This is a genomic window from Mycoplana ramosa (assembly GCF_041930185.1).
GTDB lineage: Bacteria > Pseudomonadota > Alphaproteobacteria > Rhizobiales > Rhizobiaceae > Mycoplana > Mycoplana ramosa.
Window position 1 is genome coordinate 55,068 of the sequence record NZ_JBHEEW010000003.1, and the last position, 17,757, is coordinate 72,824.

At 65.2% G+C, this 17,757-nt stretch carries 6 protein-coding genes and 1 riboswitch; of the genes, 2 read left to right on the forward strand and 4 right to left on the reverse strand.

Features of this window, described 5'->3' with window-relative positions; translation table 11 throughout:
• Positions 1-3 precede the first annotated feature (3 nt).
• Positions 4-882 (reverse strand): LysR substrate-binding domain-containing protein, encoded by an 879-nt coding sequence (locus JNC62_RS04695; protein WP_374836918.1) that lies wholly within the window; start codon positions 880-882, stop codon positions 4-6.
• A gap of 80 nt (positions 883-962) precedes the next feature.
• Between JNC62_RS04695 and JNC62_RS04700 the strand changes: the two genes are divergently transcribed.
• Positions 963-1,988: a YeiH family protein gene (locus tag JNC62_RS04700; protein ID WP_374836448.1), complete on the forward strand. Its 1,026-nt coding sequence runs from the start codon at positions 963-965 to the stop codon at positions 1,986-1,988.
• Positions 1,989-1,992: 4 nt separating this feature from the next.
• Here JNC62_RS04700 and metH read toward each other — a convergent pair whose 3' ends face one another.
• The gene (metH, locus tag JNC62_RS04705; protein ID WP_374836450.1) at positions 1,993-5,781 is read right to left on the reverse strand and encodes a methionine synthase; all 3,789 of its coding nucleotides are present in this window, start codon (positions 5,779-5,781) and stop codon (positions 1,993-1,995) included.
• Positions 5,782-5,864: 83 nt separating this feature from the next.
• On the reverse strand, positions 5,865-6,080 hold the full coding sequence (locus tag JNC62_RS04710; protein ID WP_374836452.1) for a hypothetical protein: 216 nt from the start codon (positions 6,078-6,080) through the stop codon (positions 5,865-5,867).
• Between the two features lie 100 nt (positions 6,081-6,180).
• A riboswitch (cobalamin riboswitch) is annotated at positions 6,181-6,402 on the reverse strand.
• A 454-nt stretch (positions 6,403-6,856) separates the two neighbouring features.
• Here JNC62_RS04710 and JNC62_RS04715 point away from each other — a divergent pair.
• The gene (locus tag JNC62_RS04715; RefSeq protein ID WP_374836454.1) at positions 6,857-15,346 is read left to right on the forward strand and encodes a glycoside hydrolase family 94 protein; all 8,490 of its coding nucleotides are present in this window, start codon (positions 6,857-6,859) and stop codon (positions 15,344-15,346) included.
• A 595-nt stretch (positions 15,347-15,941) separates the two neighbouring features.
• On the opposite strand, the gene JNC62_RS04720 is transcribed toward JNC62_RS04715, so the two are convergent.
• The gene (locus JNC62_RS04720) at positions 15,942-17,699 is read right to left on the reverse strand and encodes a glucan ABC transporter ATP-binding protein/ permease (protein WP_374836455.1); all 1,758 of its coding nucleotides are present in this window, start codon (positions 17,697-17,699) and stop codon (positions 15,942-15,944) included.
• Positions 17,700-17,757: the final 58 nt, after the last annotated feature.

Here is a 17,757-nt window from a genome sequence, read left to right on the forward strand (position 1 = left end):
CGGTCAGCGTTCCTGCGCCGCGACCATCTCCTCGAAGGCGAGGGATGCCTTGGACCGATGGCGCTCGCGATGGCGCAGCATGAGGAACTGGCGTTCCGGCAAGGTAAAGTCGAGCTTCACCAGCCGGCCGGCGTCGATGTCTGCCTGCACGATCAGTTCCGATAACGACCCGAGGAATGGCCCGGCCCGGACCGCAGCGCGCACCGCCTCGTTGGAGGGCAGCGTCAGTTCGGCCGCGAGCTGCCCGGGTTCGGCGTTAAGGGCAGAGGTCAGGACGGAGCGGGTTCCCGATCCGGCCTCGCGCAGCACCCAACGCGCGGCCAGCAGATCGGCGCGCTCGACACCGCACCGTTGTGCCAACGGATGATCCGGCAACGCCACGATGACGAGGCGATCGCGGGCGATCACCCGCTGCGCCAATAGCGGGTTTTCAACCGCCCCTTCCACGAGCCCGATTTCCGCCGCCCCGTCGATGACCGCCGCAGCGACGAGCTCGGTGTTCGCGGCGGTGACGCGCAGGTCCAGGCCGGGGTGCTTCTGGTGCAGTCGCATCAGCACCGGCGGCAGCCAGTAGCTGGCGATGGTCTGGCTGGCATGCAGGGCGAGCGAGCCCCGCCGCAAGTCGCCGACCTCTGCCAGGAACAGCTCCGCTTCCCGCGCCCGCGCGACCGTCGCCTTGGCCTCCGCCAGGAAGGCGCGCCCCGTTTCAGTCAGCTCGATCCGGCGGCCGGTTCGATGAAAGAGGGCGATGGAGTATCGCTCCTCCAGGGTGCGGACTGCGGAGCTGACGGCCGATGGCGTCAGGTGCAGTGCCAGCGCTGCCTGGGTGAGGTGTTCGCGTTCGGCGACGGCGATGAAGATGCGAAGCTGGTCCAGCGTCATAGGAATCATTCAATGATATCGAACGAAACGTACCTTATTTGTCGATGGATTGCACAAAAAGTTTCCGTCATTGAAGGTGCATGAGCAAAGCCATTCCCTTCAGCGCCCACATTCCCGGCGTGTTTCTGTCGCTGGCCGTGGCCGGCCTTGCGTATCTTGGCGACGTCGCCGAGCGGCACTTGACAGGGGAGGCCTGGCTCGACGCGCTCGTGCTGGCGATCCTTTTCGGCGCGCTCCTGCGGTTTCGGCTCCGGCGCCCGGCCGCCTTCGACCCCGGCATCGAATTCACCGCCAAATACTTTCTGGAGATTGCCATCGTCCTGCTGGGCGCAGGGATCAGCGCGGCCGCCCTTGCCTCGGTCGGGCCAGCAATGCTCGGGGCGATCGCGTTCGTCGTCTTTTGCGTCCTTGCAGCCAGCTATGGCATTGGCCGCTTGCTCGGCCTGCCGAAACGGATGGCCGTGCTGGTCGCTTGCGGCAACTCGATCTGCGGCAACTCGGCGATCGCCGCGACAGCACCGGTCATTCGGGCGCGACCCGACGACGTGGCATCTTCGATCGCGTTCACCGCTGTGCTCGGCGTCATCACCGTGCTGCTCCTGCCGTTGCTGGTGCCCGTTCTGCGGCTATCCGGTGTCGACTATGGCATTTTGGCCGGCATGACCGTCTATGCCGTTCCGCAGGTCTTCGCGGCCACGGCGCCGGTCTCGGCGGTCGGCGTGCAGGTGGGCATGCTGGTGAAGCTGGTGCGCGTGATGATGCTCGGGCCGGTCGTGCTGCTGCTGTCCCTGCTGCCGGCGAACCGGTCGGGCAGCAACCGCTGCCGGCCGCCGCTGCACCGGCTGGTGCCGTGGTTCATCGTCGGCTTCCTCCTGCTGCTGGCGGCCCGTTCCGTCGGTCTGATCGGCGAGCCGGCGGCCCTGGCCATGAACAAGGCGTCCGGCGCCCTGACCGTGGTCGCCATGGCCGCCCTCGGGCTTGGTGTCGACATCCGCAAGGTGATGCAGGCGGGCATGCGGGTCAGTGCCACCGTCGTCCTGTCGCTGCTGGTGCTGCTTGCGGCAAGCTACGCGATGATCCTGCTTTTGCAGGCGATCGCCCCCTGATGCGCTACTCGGCCGCTTCGGCCAGCGGTGCCGGGACATAGTTCAGCACCGGCCCCAGCCAGCGCTCGACCTCGGCCACCGCCATGCCCTTGCGGCGGGCGTAGTCCTGAACCTGGTCGCGCTCGACCTTGGCGACGCCGAAGTAGTAGCTTTCCGGACTGGCAATGTAGAGGCCGGAGACGGAGGAGCCCGGCCACATGGCCATGCTCTCGGTCAGGCGGACGCCGATCTCCTTCTCCGCGTCGAGCAGCCGGAACAGCGTCGTCTTCTCGGTATGGTCGGGCTGGGCCGGATAGCCCGGCGCCGGGCGAATGCCGTCATAGGGCTCGGCGACCAGCTCCTGTGGGGCGTAGCTCTCATCCGGCGCATAGGCCCAGAGCTCCTTGCGGACATACTCGTGCATCCGTTCGGCAAACGCCTCGGCGAAGCGGTCGGCCAGTGCCTTGACGAGAATCGAGGAGTAGTCGTCGTTTGCGCGTTCGAAGCGCTCGGCGATCGCAATCTCGCCGATTCCGGCGGTGACGACGAAACCGCCGAGATAGTCCGAAATCCCGCTTTCCCGCGGCGCGACGAAGTCGGAGAGCGCCAGGTTCGGCCGGCCGTCGCGCTTCGACAGCTGCTGGCGCAGGGTGAAGAAGGTCGCAAGGTCCGCGGACCGCGTTTCGTCGGTGAAGAGGCGGATATCGTCGCCGACCGCGTTTGCCGGCCAGAAGCCGACGACCGCCTTCGGCGTGAACCATTTCTCGGCGATGATCTTGTCCAGCATCGCCTGCGCGTCGGCAAAGAGCTGGCGGGCGGCGGCGCCCTGTTTTTCGTCATTGAGAATCTTCGGATAGACGCCCTTCAGCTCCCAGGTCTGGAAAAACGGCGTCCAGTCGATGTAGCCGGCCAGCTCGGCCAGATCCCAGTCCTGCCAGACGCGGGTGCCGAGGAAGGAGGGCGTCTTCGGTTGGTAGGCGGACCAGTCGGGCTTGAAAGCGTTCTCGCGCGCCTTCGCCAGCGGAAGGCGCTGCTTTTCAGCTTCCGCCCGCATATGGGCGTCGGCAACCCTGCGATATTCCGCCTGCAGCGTCTCGACGTAGCCAGCCTTCGCCTCCGCAGAGAGCAGGCTGGAGACGACACCGACGGCGCGGCTGGCGTCGGTGACGTAGACCGCCTGGCCCTTTTGGTAGCGCGGATGGATTTTCACCGCCGTGTGCACGCGGCTGGTCGTGGCGCCGCCGATCAGAAGCGGAATATCGAACCCTTCGCGCTCCATCTCGCTCGCCACATGCGCCATCTCGTCGAGCGACGGCGTGATCAGACCGGACAGGCCGATAATGTCGACATTCTCAGCGCGCGCGGTCTCGAGGATCTTCGCCGCGGGCACCATGACGCCGAGGTCGATGATTTCGTAGTTGTTGCAGGCGAGCACGACGCCGACGATGTTCTTGCCGATGTCGTGCACGTCGCCCTTGACCGTGGCCATCAGGATCCTGCCGGCGCTCTCGCGGGCGGCACCGCCGTTGGCGAGTTTTTCCGCCTCCATATGGGGCAGCAGAACGGCGACCGCCTGCTTCATCACGCGGGCCGATTTCACCACCTGCGGCAGGAACATTTTTCCAGCGCCGAAGAGGTCGCCGACGACATTCATGCCGGCCATCAGCGGGCCCTCGATGACATGCAGCGGCCGCTCGGCGGCAAGGCGGGCCTCTTCCGTATCCGCCTCGATGAACTCGGTGATGCCGTTGACGAGCGCGTGCTCAAGTCGCTTCTCGACCGGCCAGTCGCGCCAGGCGAGATCCTTCTCCCTCGCTTCCTTCCCGCCTGTGCCCTTGAAGCGCTCGGCGATCTCCAGCAGGCGTTCGGTCGCCGTGCCGCCGGCCTTCGGCGCGCGGTTCAGCACGACATCCTCGCAGGCCTCGCGCAACTCCGGGTCGATCGTGTCGTAGACGGCAAGCTGGCCGGCGTTGACGATGCCCATGTCCATGCCGGCGTGGATCGCGTGGTAGAGGAACACCGCGTGCATCGCCTCGCGCACGGGCTCGTTGCCGCGGAACGAGAACGAGAGGTTGGAGACGCCGCCCGACACGTGCACGTGCGGCAGCGTCCTGACGATCTGGCGCGCGGCCTCGATAAAGTCGACGCCGTAGTTGTCATGCTCCTCGATGCCGGTGGCGACGGCGAAGATGTTGGGATCGAAGATGATGTCCTCCGGCGGCACACCGGCCACCTCGGTGAGCAGCTTGTAGGCGCGGGCGCAGATCTCGACCTTGCGCTCCTGCGTGTCGGCCTGGCCCTTTTCGTCGAAGGCCATGACGACGACGGCAGCGCCATAGGCGCGCACGAGGCGGGCGTGCTGAAGGAAGGCATCCTCGCCTTCCTTCAGCGAGATCGAGTTGACGAGAGGCTTGCCCTGCACGCATTTCAGGCCGGCCTCGATCACCTCCCATTTCGATGAATCGATCATGATCGGCACGCGGGCGATGTCCGGCTCGGCGGCGACGCGGTTGAGGAACTCCGTCATCGCCCGTGCCGAATCGATCAGGCCCTCGTCCATGTTGACGTCGATGATCTGGGCGCCGTTCGCCACCTGGTCGCGGGCCACGTCGAGGGCTGCCGCAAAGTCGCCCGCGGTGATCAGCTTGCGGAACTTCGCCGAGCCGGTGACGTTGGTGCGTTCGCCGACGTTGACGAAAGGAATGTCCTTGGTCAGCGTGAACGGCTCCAGGCCGGACAGGCGCATGTGGCGCGGGATGTCCGGGACCTGGCGTGGTCTGTGGCGGCGGGCGGCGTCTGCGATCGCCCTGATATGGGCCGGCGTCGAGCCGCAGCAGCCGCCGACGATGTTGACCAGACCGTCGCGCATGAAGCCTTCGATCTGCGCGGCCATCTGCTCCGGCGTCTCGTCGTACTTGCCGAAGGCGTTCGGCAGGCCGGCGTTCGGATAGGCGCAGACGAAGGTGTCGGCAACGGTGGACAGCTCGTCGAGATGCGCACGCATGGCGTTGGCGCCGAGCGCGCAGTTCAGCCCGATCGAGAAGGGAGAGGCATGGCGGACCGAGTTCCAGAAGGCTTCGGGCGTCTGGCCGGAGAGGGTGCGGCCGGAGAGGTCTGTGATCGTGCCGGAGATCATGACGGGCAGTTCGATGCCCTTCTCGGCGAAGACTTCCCTGGTCGCAAAGATCGCCGCCTTGGCGTTCAGCGTGTCAAAGATCGTCTCAATCAGGATGATGTCGGCCCCGCCGTCGATGAGGCCGCGCAGCTGTTCGGCATAGGCGATGCGGAGGTCGTCGAAGGTGACGGCGCGATAGCCGGGATTGTTGACGTCCGGTGAGATCGAGGCGGTGCGGTTCGTCGGTCCCAGCGCCCCGGCGACGAAACGGCGCCTGCCGTCCTTTTCCTGCGCGCGCAGGCCGGCGCGTCGGGCAAGCCGCGCGCCGTCGCGGTTCAGTTCATAGACGAGCGCCTCCATGCCGTAGTCGGCCTGGGCGATCGCGGTGGAGGAAAACGTATTCGTTTCCAGGATGTCCGCGCCGGCAAGCGCGTAGCGATAGTGGATATCCTCGATCGCGGCCGGTTGCGTCAGCGTCAGAAGGTCGTTGTTGCCCTGCTGGTGGCAAGCGCAATCGCCGAAGCGGCTGCCGCGGAAATCCGTCTCGACCAGGCCGAGCGTCTGGATCTCCGTGCCCATGGCGCCGTCGAGCACGAGAATACGCTCCCGCGCTGCGGACTCGAGCGCGTCGGCGATGTCCTTGCCGGTGCGGGGTGAAAGTTCGGGACCGAACAGGTCGTCGAGGTCGGCTGCCGCCATGGCAAAGCCCTCCGATGCAGGAATATCTGCATCGGAGATCACATAAAGGTATCTTTATGTCAATATGTCTTTATGAGCTTTGCCTAGTGTGGCTTCCCGGTCTGGCCCGCCAATGTAGCAAACAGAGAACGCAGCCGCACGATCTCGGGGTCTCGCTCCTGAAAGGGTGCGAGCTTTTGTACCTCTTTCAGGGCCTCGACCGCGAGGTCGGCGCCGCGCGGCTGCCAGAGCAGCCAGGAGATGAAGACGGACTCGGGCCTTCCGGACCCGCACGGGTTGGTTTCGACGGTGACAGACAATGACTTCCCCAATCTTCGAATTGGGGGATGACCGGACGCACGCGAGCTGGAGTTCCGCCGTTGCGGAGCAAGCGCACCCTTGGGACACCCCGCCCATGGACGTTACGAGTTCATCAGGGCAGGTCTCCTGGCTTGCGGGTCATTGCGGCTGTCTTGCCTTCCCGGCACGCGATCGTGCCAGTGGCAATGGGCGACAGCAGCTCGCCGCTTACAGTTGCGGGGGCAGCGCCGGCCTTGATGTCCCTTGCGGGGCACCGCACCGGCTTCCCTCTTAGCCTCCGGATCGAAACGATTCGAAAGAACCCTGATGCTTCAGATTGGCCCGATGGCGTCGGTCCTGTCAATGTCGCAGCAGGGCTTGTCGACAGATGCCGGCTGGCCGGAACCCTCTGCTGGGCTTTGCGTTCAGCCCCTGTTCACCGTGGTGTGTCTAGGGGTGATCGAATTTTTTGCCCGTTGCCGCCTCTTGCCAGGGAGTGACCGTCTTGCCCAGCCGCCTTGTTGCAACCACCTGCCTTTGCGGCTAGAAAATGCTGTTTTCATGCACCACGCGGCCCCGATGTACATTTGCGTGTCGCCTGAGCCACATTGCGCCCATGATCGAGCGGCGCGGGCTTGCGTATTTCCGCCCCGACTTCGGACTGGCGGCGGCACGCAGAGGACGCATGAAGGCGTCACGGTTCACGGTGGCGCACGAGTGAACTTGTCCGTCGAATGCGATCCGCGATCGACGATTGCGGTGTAAATCCACGTTGCTCGAACCCAGAAACAAGCAAATGCCCCTTCACAATCGACCCCAGCCTTCGACGCGCGAGCCGGAATCCAAGCAGATCGACTACAACGATTCGATCCGGGATACCTATTTCACCCTCGAGGAGCTGAACGCCTGCGGCGAAGCCCTGGCGCGTGACGGCGCAAGCGCCCTGCCGGGGTTCGCGCCGTTCGTGTTTCGCGCCCGACACAAGGAAAACGAGCGGGAAATCTTCCGGGTCTACCAGACGATCGCCCGCGACGTCGAAGCGGGAGCCGCCATCACGCCGGCGGCCGAATGGCTGCTCGACAACTACTACGTTGTCGAGGAGGCCATCCAGGAGGTCCGCCGCGATTTTCCGCGTCGATTCTACCGCCAACTGCCGACGATGAAGGTTGGCGATGTCGAGATCCCGCGCACGATGGCGCTGGGCTGGCTTTATGTCGCTCATACCCACAGCAGCGTTTCGCGCGAAAGCCTGACGGCGATCGTCGAAGGCTTCCAGAAGATTGAGGCCTTCAAGATCGGCGAGCTCTGGGCCTTGCCGTCGATCATCCGCTTCATCCTGATCGAGAACCTGAGACGGATCGCGAGCCGCGTGGATCGATCGCGCAGCATGCGCCGCAAGGCAAACGAGGTCGCCGACGAATTGATCCGGCTGAACGATCCGGAGAGGAGTGTGGTGATCCTGCGCGAGATCGAGGATCTCGTCGCCGACAACACCTTCGTCGCACAGCTCCTCTACCGGTTGCGCGATGGTCTCCAGGCATCCGGCGCAGCGATCCAATGGCTGGAACGGCAGATCGAAGCGCGCGGCAGCGATCTTGAGGAGGTACTTGTCGCCGAGCAGAACCGGCTATCGTCCGGCAACGCGACGATGAGCAACCTGATCAAGGGCCTGCGCGCGATCGACGACACCGAGTGGCCGGTCTGGGTGGAGAGCGTCAGCCGGCTTGACGCCGCCCTTCGCGAGGGGTCCGACTACAACGATCTCGACTTCGGCTCGCGCAACGCCTATCGCGACACGATCGAAAAGCTCGCCCGCCGCTCGGGCCGGAGCGAGTTGGAGGTGACCCAAACCGCGCTTGCCATGACCGCCGAGGACATGGCCGCCGGCAACGTCATCGGCGCGCACGAGGCCAATGTCGGCGCCTATCTGGTCGGAAAGAAGCGCGGGCTCCTGGAGCGGCGCATCGGCTACCGGCCGTCCATCCTGCAGCGCATCGTCCGTTTCACGCGGGCCCTGAACTGGTTTGCGATCGCGGGGCCGGTGACGCTCCTGACGCTTCTGGCGATGGTCGGCGTCTATTTTTTCCTCGACCAGATGGACATTCCCGACGGCGCCTGGCTGATCATGCTGATCCTCTTCGCGCTGCCGGCATCGGAGGGTGCGGTGGGCCTGTTCAACACCGTCGTCACCCTATGCGTCAGGCCGACGCGCCTGGTGGGCTACGAGTTCCGAGAAGGCATTCCGGAAGAGGCGCGCACACTGGTTGCGGTGCCCTGTCTTATCTCCAAGCGCGACCACGTCGACGAATTGGTGCGAAACCTGGAAGTTCACTACCTCGCCAATCCCCGCGGCGAGATCTACTTCGCGCTGGTCAGCGATTGGACCGACAGCAAGGTCGAGGAGACGCCGCAAGACCTGGAAGTGCTGGAGTATGCCAAGGGTGAGATTGCGCAGCTTTCGGCGCGCTATGCCTATGACGGCCGGACCCGCTTCTATCTCCTGCACCGCCGCCGACTGTTCAATCCCCAGGAAGGCGTGTGGATGGGCTGGGAGCGCAAGCGCGGCAAGCTGCACGAGCTCAATCTGCTGCTGCGCGGCGACGGCGACACGAGCTTCCTGCCCGGCGCCAACATCGTGCCCGACAACGTCCAGTACGTGCTGACGCTGGATTCCGACACGCGTCTTATGCGTGACGCTGCGACCAAGCTCGTCGGCAAACTTTTCCATCCGATCAACCGCCCCCAGATCGATCCGAAGACCCAGCAGGTCGTCGCCGGCTACAGCATCCTGCAGCCGCGCGTGACCCCGTCGCTGACGACCGGCGACGAAGCTTCGACCTTCCAGCGGATTTTCTCCGCCAATCGCGGCGTCGATCCCTATGTCTTCACGGTGTCCGACGTCTACCAGGATCTTGCCGGCGAGGGCACTTTCACCGGCAAGGGGCTCTATCATGTCGATGCGTTCGAAGCGGCGCTGAAAGGGCGTATCGAGGAAAACACCGTTCTCTCGCATGACCTGCTCGAAGGTTCCTATGCCCGTTGCGCGCTCGTCACCGACGTCGAGTTCATCGAAGACTTCCCGATCCGCTACGAGGTGGAGACGTCGCGCCAGCATCGCTGGGCCCGCGGCGACTGGCAGTTGCTTCCCTATATCTTCCGGCCCTCCAGCGGAGTCTCCATGCTCGGCCGCTGGAAGATGTACGATAACCTGCGCCGCTCCCTCATTCCGGTCGGCTGGCTGGTCGCCTCGGTCATGGGCTGGTATTACATGGAGCCGCGCCAGGCCTTGATCTGGCAGCTGGTGCTGATCTTCCTGCTGTTCGTCGCGCCGACGCTTTCGCTGATCACCGGCGCGGTGCCGCGCCGCAGCGACATCGTCGCCCGTGCACACCTGCAGACGATCCTGTCCGATATCCGCGCGGCCAATGCCCAGGTGGCGCTACGCATCGTCTTCATCGCCGATCAGGCAGCCCTGATGGCCGACGCGACGGTGCGCTCGCTCTTTCGCCTGTTCGTCAGCCGGAAACACATGCTCGAGTGGCGAACGGCCGCACAGGTCCACAGTCTGTCGGGCGGCGGAATCCGGTCCTACTATATGGACATGTGGGAGGCGCCGGTGCTGGCGGCGATCTCCGTTGCGCTCGCCCTGTTCTCCGACACGGGACTGCCCTTCATCGCCATCCCGTTTGCTTTGATCTGGGCGCTTTCACCGGCCATTGCCTGGTATGTCAGCCAGACGGCGGAGACGGAAGATCAGCTGGTCGCGCCCGAAGAGGTGGTGGTGGAGCTGCGCAAGATCGCCCGCCGGACTTGGCGCTATTTCGAGGAGTTCGTCACCGCCGAGCAGCATTTCCTGCCGCCGGACAATTTCCAGGAAACGCCGCATCCGGTGCTGGCCGAGCGCACCTCGCCCACCAATATCGGCGTCTATCTGCTGTCGGTGATCTCGGCGCGCGATTTCGGCTGGATCGGGTTCGAGGAGACCGTGCGGCGTCTGGAGGAGACCGTTTCGACGATCGACGGCATGCCGAAGTTCCGCGGCCACCTCTACAACTGGTACCGCACCAACACGCTGGAGACGCTCGGGCCGCGCTACGTCTCGGCCGTCGACAGCGGCAACCTTGCCGGCCACCTGATCGCCGTATCCTCGCTCTGCCGCGAATGGGCGGAGGCGCCGTCGGCGCACCTGCATGGAAGCCTCGACGGCATCGGCGACGTCGCCTCGATCCTGTCGGAGACGCTGGCGGACCTGCCGGACGACCGCAAGACCGTGCGCCCGCTGCGCCGTCTGATCGAGGAGCGCATCTCCGGCTTCCACAACGCGCTCGCCGCGGTGAAGCGGGAGCACGAGTTCGCCTCGATCCGGGTGATCAACCTCGCAGTGCTGGCACGCGACGTCAACAAGCTGATTGCCAACCTCGACCACGAGATCAAGAGCGCGCAGAGCGGCGAGGTGGTCAAGTGGGCGAATGCCCTTGTTGCGACTTGCGAGGCGCACATTGCCGACAGCGTCTTCGACCTCGGCAGCATTGAGGCGCTGCGCCAGCGCCTGATCGTCCTGCGTGACCGCACCCGCGACATCGCGTTTTCGATGGATTTCGGGTTTCTCTTCCGGCCCGAGCGCCGCCTGCTTTCGATCGGCTACCGCGTCGAGACGAACGAGCTCGACGAGGCCTGCTACGATCTCCTGGCGTCGGAGGCGCGCCTGACCAGCCTGTTTGCGATCGCCAAGGGGGACCTTGCGACGGAGCACTGGTACAAGCTCGGCCGTCCGATCGTGCCGATCGGCTCGCGCGGCGCGCTGGTCTCGTGGTCCGGCTCGATGTTCGAGTACCTGATGCCGCCGCTGGTCATGCAGGAGCCGCAGGGTGGCATCCTGAACCAGACGAACAATCTGGTCGTCAAGGAACAGCAGAACCACGGCAAGCGGCTTGGCACCCCCTGGGGCATTTCGGAAGCGGCCTTCAACGCCCGCGACCACGAGATGAACTATCAGTACACCAATTTCGGGGTGCCGACGCTCGGGCTGAAGCGCGGGCTCGGCCAAAACGCAGTGATTGCGCCCTACGCCTCCTTGCTGGCAACGCAGTACGCACCCAAGGCGGCACTGGAAAACCTCGAGGAATTGCGCAAGCTCGGCGCGCTCGGCGTCTATGGCTTTCATGATGCGGTGGATTTCACGCCGACGCGCGTGCCCGAGGGCAAGCGCTGCGCGGTGGTGCGCAACTACATGGCCCATCACCACGGCATGTCGATTGCAGCTGTCGCCAACGTCGTCTTCAACGGCGCGCTCAGGGCGCGGTTCCATGCCGACCCGGTGATCGAGGCTGCCGAACTGCTGCTGCAGGAGAAGGCGCCGCGCGACATCCCGATCATCAACACCAAGCGCGAGCCGGAGACGGTAGGCAGCACCCAGGCCGACCTGCTTCGTCCCGAAGTGCGCGAGATCGAGGATCCGTTGAACGAGGACCGCGAGGCGGTGTTCCTCTCCAACGGACATTACTCGGTGATGCTGACGGCGACGGGAACGGGTTACTCGCATTGGAACGGCCAGTCGGTCACCCGTTTCAGGCCCGATCCGGCCGAGGATCGCTGGGGCACGTTCATTTTCCTGCGCGACACGGCGACCAACGAATGGTGGTCGGCAACCGTTGCGCCCAAACGGGCGGACGGCGAGGAGGTCAAGGCGCAGTTCAGTGACGACAAGGCGGTGTTCTTCAAGGCCGTCGGCACCCTCTTCAGTGAGGTCGAGTGCATCGTTGCGAGCGAGCACGATGCGGAAGGTCGTCGCCTGACGCTGTTGAACACCGGTGCCGAGGATCGCTTCATCGAGGTGACCTCCTATGCCGAGCCGGTGGTCACGACGGATGACGTCGACAGTGCGCACCCGCTGTTTGCCCGGATGTTCCTGAAGACCGAGATCGATCCCCGCGGCGACGCGGTTCGTGTGCTGCGGAACAAGCGCGACCCGAACGAGCCAGACATGTGCGTGGCGCACCTGATCGTCGATAACGCGGGAGCACGCCGCACGGAGGTCGAGACGGACCGTCGCAATTTCATCGGCCGGGGCCGGAGCCTCGCCACGGCTGCCGCCTTCGATCCGGACGCACAGCTTGTCGGGACGGACGGATTTACGCTCGATCCGATCGTGGCGTTGCGCCGCGTCGTGCGCGTGCCCGCCGGCAAGAAGGTCAAGGTCATCTTCTGGACCGTCGCCGCGCCCAGCCGCGAGGAACTTGACCGCGCCATCGATCGCTATCGGCATCCCGATGCGTTCAACCACGAGCTCATCCACGCCTGGACCCGCTCGCAGGTGCATCTGCGCCACATCGGCGTCACGTCGCAGGAGGCTGCGAGCTTCCAGGCGCTCGGGCGCTATCTCGTCTATCCCGACATGCATCTGCGTGCCGACGCGGCGACGGTGGAGGCGGGTCTGACCGCGCAATCAGCCCTGTGGCCGCTCGCCATTTCCGGGGACTTCCCGATTTTCGTGCTGCGGATCAACGACGACTCCGATCTCGACATTGCCCGGGAAGCGTTGCGCGCCCAGGAATACCTGCGCCATCGGGGCGTGTTGGCCGACCTCGTAATTCTCAACGAAAAGGCGTCGTCCTACGCGCAGGACATGCAGCATACGCTCGAACAGATGTGCGAGAACCTGCGCATACGCAGCCAGCCCGACGGCACGCGCCAGCACATCTTCGCCGTGCGTCGCGATCTGATGGAGGTGACCACCTGGCAGGCGCTGCTGGCGACCGCGCGCGCCGTTTTCCATGCCCGCAACGGTACGCTTGCCGACCAGATCGAGCGGGCGGTGTCGCTGTTTGCGACGCCGGTTCCGTCCGAGCCGTCCGATGTCCGCCACTCCGCCCCGGCGGCAAGGATGGCGCGGACGCCGGAACCGGTCGAGATCGACGGCGGCTCGTTGGCCTTCTGGAACGGCTATGGTGGCTTCAATGTCGAGCGCCGCGAATACGTGGTGAAGCTCAGGGGCGGCGAAGGAACGCCGCATCCGTGGATCAACGTGATCGCGAACGAGGGTTTCGGCTTCCATGTCGCCGCCGAGGGCGGTGCCTATACCTGGAGCCGCAACTCGCGTGACTATCAGCTGACCCAGTGGACCAACGACCCCGTGATCAATCGGCCGAGCGAGGCGTTCTACGTGAAAGATCGCGACAGCGGTGCCGTTTACGTACCGTTCGCCGGGCTGTCGCGCGATCCTTCGGTGCTGTTCGAGACCTGGCATGGCCTTGGCTATTCGGCCTTCCGCAGCACGTCGGGCGGGCTGGAACTCGACCTGGTCCAGACAGTGGATGCGGAACGCCCGGTCAAGTATTCGCGCCTGATCGTCCGCAACAAGGGGCCGGTCGCGCGCAGGCTGTCGGTGTACGGCTACGTGGAATGGGTCCTCGGCAACAATCCGGCCAAGACCGCCCCGTTCGTGCTGTGCAGCCAGGACGAGGCGAGCGGGGCGATCTTCGCCACCAATCCCTATAGCCTGGATTACTCCGGCCGCGTCGCGTTCTTCGCGACGACTGCGAAACTTGCCGGCGCGACCGCGAGCCGGCGGGAGTTCATCGGCCGGGAGGGCGACATCGTTCTTCCCGGAGCGCTCGCCGGCGGCGCGGCGCTTTCGGGCACGATGGAGAGCCTTGGAGCGCCGTGCGCGGCACTGATGAGTGACCTTGAACTGGCGGCCGGCGAAGAGCAGGAAATCGTCTTCCTGCTCGGCGATTGCGATGGCGTCGAAGCCGCAAGGGCGCTGGTCAAGGACGCTGCTTCGGTGACGATCGATGCGGCGCTTGCCAAGGTTCGCACTTTCTGGGCCGATTTCACCGGCGCCTTGCAGGTTGAAACCCCGGATCCGGCGTTGAACCTGATGGTGAACACCTGGCTGCCCTATCAAAGTCTCGGATGCCGCCTGATCGCCCGGGCCGCGTTCTACCAGGCGAGCGGTGCATTCGGTTTCCGCGACCAGTTGCAGGATTCACTTGCGTTTCTCACCCAACGGCCGGACCTCGCGCGCAAGCAGATCCTCAACGCCGCCTCCCGCCAGTTCCACGAGGGCGACGTGCAGCACTGGTGGCTGCCGCAAACCGGCGCCGGCGTGCGGACAATGATCTCCGACGATGTCGTCTGGCTCGCCTATGCGGTCGTGCAATACTGCAACTCGACCGGCCGTCACGATATCCTGGACGAGCAACTGACGTTCATCGAGGGGCCGCCGCTCGCCGAGGGCCAGCATGATGCGTTCTTCAAGCCCGCTCGCTCCGTCGGGTCGGCGGATCTCTACGAACATTGTGCGCGTGCGCTCGACCTCGCCATCCAGCGGACCGGTGAAAATGGCCTGCCGTTGATGCTCGGCGGCGACTGGAACGACGGGATGAACCGGGTCGGTGAAGCCGGCAAGGGGACCAGCGTCTGGCTCGGCTGGTTCCTCGCCGGGGCGCTGCGGGCCTTCGCTTCGATTGCGCGCGATCGGGGGGACGCCACGCGCGCGCGCAAGTGGCTCGCCCATCTCGAGAGCCTCAAGGCGGCGCTGGAGTCTGCCGGCTGGGACGGTGCCCACTATCGCCGCGGCTATTTCGACGATGGAAGCCCGCTGGGTGCTGCCGGCAACGCCGAGTGCAGGATCGATTCGATCGCCCAGTCCTGGAGCGTGCTCTCTGGCGAGGGCGACAAGGAGCGGGCGCAACTGGCCATGGACGCCGTGCTCGGAAGCCTGGCAAACGAGCAGACCGGCATCATCAAGCTCTTTACGCCGCCCTTCGAAAAGGGGGTGCCCGATCCCGGCTACATCAAGGGCTACCCGCCCGGTGTCCGGGAAAACGGCGGACAATACACCCACGCGGCAACCTGGGTGGTGATGGCGCTGGCGATGCAGGGGCGGGCGGATGACGCCTGGACTTGCCTGGATATGCTCAATCCAGTCAATCACGCCTCCAGCCGTGAGGCGGTCGACCGGTACCGGGTGGAACCCTATGTCGTGGCCGCCGATGTTTATGGCGAGGGCAATCTCAAGGGCAGGGGCGGCTGGACCTGGTACACCGGCTCAGCCGGTTGGCTGTACCGCGCAGCCGTGGAGGGAATCCTTGGCATTCGCAAGCGCGGCGGCCGCTTGGTCGTCACCCCGACCTTGCCGTCGGACTGGCCGGGCTTCACGGCCGTGGTCCGGTGTGACGGCACCGAGCACCGTATTCGTGTCGAGCGAACGGCAGACGGCAAGGTTGTCACGCATATTGATGAGGCGCCCGTGCCGGCGGCGGAAGTCGAGGTCACGGCGTAAGGCCGGCGCCCGCCCCCGGTGCTAATGTGGAGAAAGCCGCGCCGGCGGCTTTCTCCGTCGGGATTGTCCGACCGGTTGATCCGCCCCGTTGTCATGTGGGGCAGATGCCGCGCCCTCGCGGGCCGGGCTTGCGCCCTCCGGGTGACGGTGCATTCGCGCAGACACGGCGGGATGGCCGATCTTCCGGCGCCTCTCACGACTGCATTTTTCCGTGCCGGTTCGCGCCGGCCTTAGGCCTCCACTGCGGATCGGCGGAGCAGGAGCGCTCCTGGCCATCGCGGTCAGGGATCAGGTCCGCCGGCATTTGGCGGCCAAAAGGCAATCCTGCTGGTGATGCCATCCTTGCCTGCGGGGTAAGGGTGCTTCTGCGGGCGACGCCAGCTTTCTCAGCCGGTCTTGGCCGTGCCGCGATGCCGCGCCCCGCGCCTTCTTTGTCGATCGCCATTGCCGAAGGCGACTGCGGGCGCCGGCGTGGTTGCAACGGACGCCGGGAGGCTGGTGAGGGGCGAGCCGGTCGATGCATACTGCCACGCAAGGATCCGGCCCCGTCGGGACTGACGGGGCCGGATCATGGGCGCGGACCTTCTGCGGTCGATCAGGCGGCCGTGTAGCTCTTGCGGACGTCCTCGTCGGTCAGGATGCCACTGGCCCGCAGGAGAGCGGCAAACCGGCCGTTGCTCTGGCTGAGATCCTGGAAGCTGCCCATCTCGGCGATGTGGCCGTGGTCGAGGAAGAGCACCATGTCGGCTTCCCGGACCGTGGAAAGACGGTGCGCGATGATGAAGGTGGTGCGGTTCTTGCGCAAATTGTCGATCGCCGCCTTCACGCGCGCCTCGGTCTCGACATCGAGCGCGCTCGTCGCCTCGTCCAGCACCAGGATCGGCGCATCCTTCAGGATGGCCCGGGCAATGGCGATGCGCTGGCGCTCGCCGCCCGAAAGCCGGTTGCCGCGCTCGCCGACATGGGTGTCGTAGCCAGCCTGGCGCGACCGGATGAAATCGTCAGCGGCCGCAGCTTCGGCGGCCTCCATGACCTCCTCCAGCGTTGCGCCGTCCCGTCCGAGGCGGATGTTGTCGGAAATCGATCGGTTCAGCAGGCCGGCATCCTGGAACACGGTTGCGATGGAGCGGCGCAGCGACTTGCGCGTCACCGTCGAGATGTCGACGCCGTCGATCAGGATTTGACCCTTCTGGGGGTCGTAGACACGCTGGAGCAGGTTGACCAGCGTGGTCTTGCCGGCGCCGGTCGGACCGACGATCGCAACCGTCTGGCCGGCTTCGGCCGTGAACGAGATGTCGCGCACGCCTTGCGTCGCATTGGCGAAATCGAAGCTGACATTGCGGAACTCCACCTTGCCACGGACATCGCTGAGCTCGGCGGTGTCGGACGGTTCGTAACGGTCCTTGACGGCGTCTTCGAGCGCAAAGAAATCCTCCAGCTTGGCGCGGGCCTCGAAGATCTGCGTGGCAAACTGCTTCATCTGGTCGAGGCGGCCGATCAAAAGGCCGGCGAACCCGATGAAGGCGATGACGTCGCCGACACGCAGCTCGCCACGCTGGACGAGGATGGTCCCGATCACGAGGATGGTCATCATCGAAATGGTCGACGCAATGCGGTTCAGCGCGCTTGCCAGGGCCCACCAGTCCAGCACCGGGAACTGGGCATCGATCAGTTGCTGGGCGAATTGCTTCAGTTGCCGGGTTTCAGCCTCGATGCGGTTGTAGCTGTGCACGACCGAGACGTTGCTGATGGCATCGGACACATGCGAGAAGACGGTGTGGTAGTGCCCCTCGACGGAGGCCTGGCCGTCGCGCGTCCGGCTCATCACCGCCTTGCCGATGAAGACATAGGCGGCGCCCAGCAGGACCAGAACCACCGACAGCCGATAGTCCATGGCGAACGCGGTCGGGACCAGCAACACGAGCGCCACCGCCGTTGCCAGATGGGTGCGCATGAACTCCAGCCAAAGGCCGAACAGCGTTTCGCAGGCACGCAGAAGCGTATGCAGGGCGTTGGATGTGCCGCGCTGGCTGTGCCAGGAAAGCGGCATGGAAATGATCCGGCCGAAGGCTTCGGTCAGGAGACTTGCCCGCCGGCCATGGGCCAGGCGGTCGGCCTCGCGCGCGACGAGGACAAACGCAATCGTGTTGAAAACGCCGAAGCCGGCCCACATCAGGAGCATCGGGGTGACTTCGCCCTTGGACGATATGGCGTCGATGATCTTGCCGAACAGCACCGGTTCGGCAATGGCGATCACCGCCAGCACGACGTTGGCAACGACGATCGAGGACACGCGGAGCCTGTAGACGGACAGATAGCTGAGCGCCCGCGCGTAAACCTGAAACAATGACACTTCGAAACCCTTTCGCGGTCCTGATTGGGCGCCGGTTCGTCCTTACGTTCGACGTACG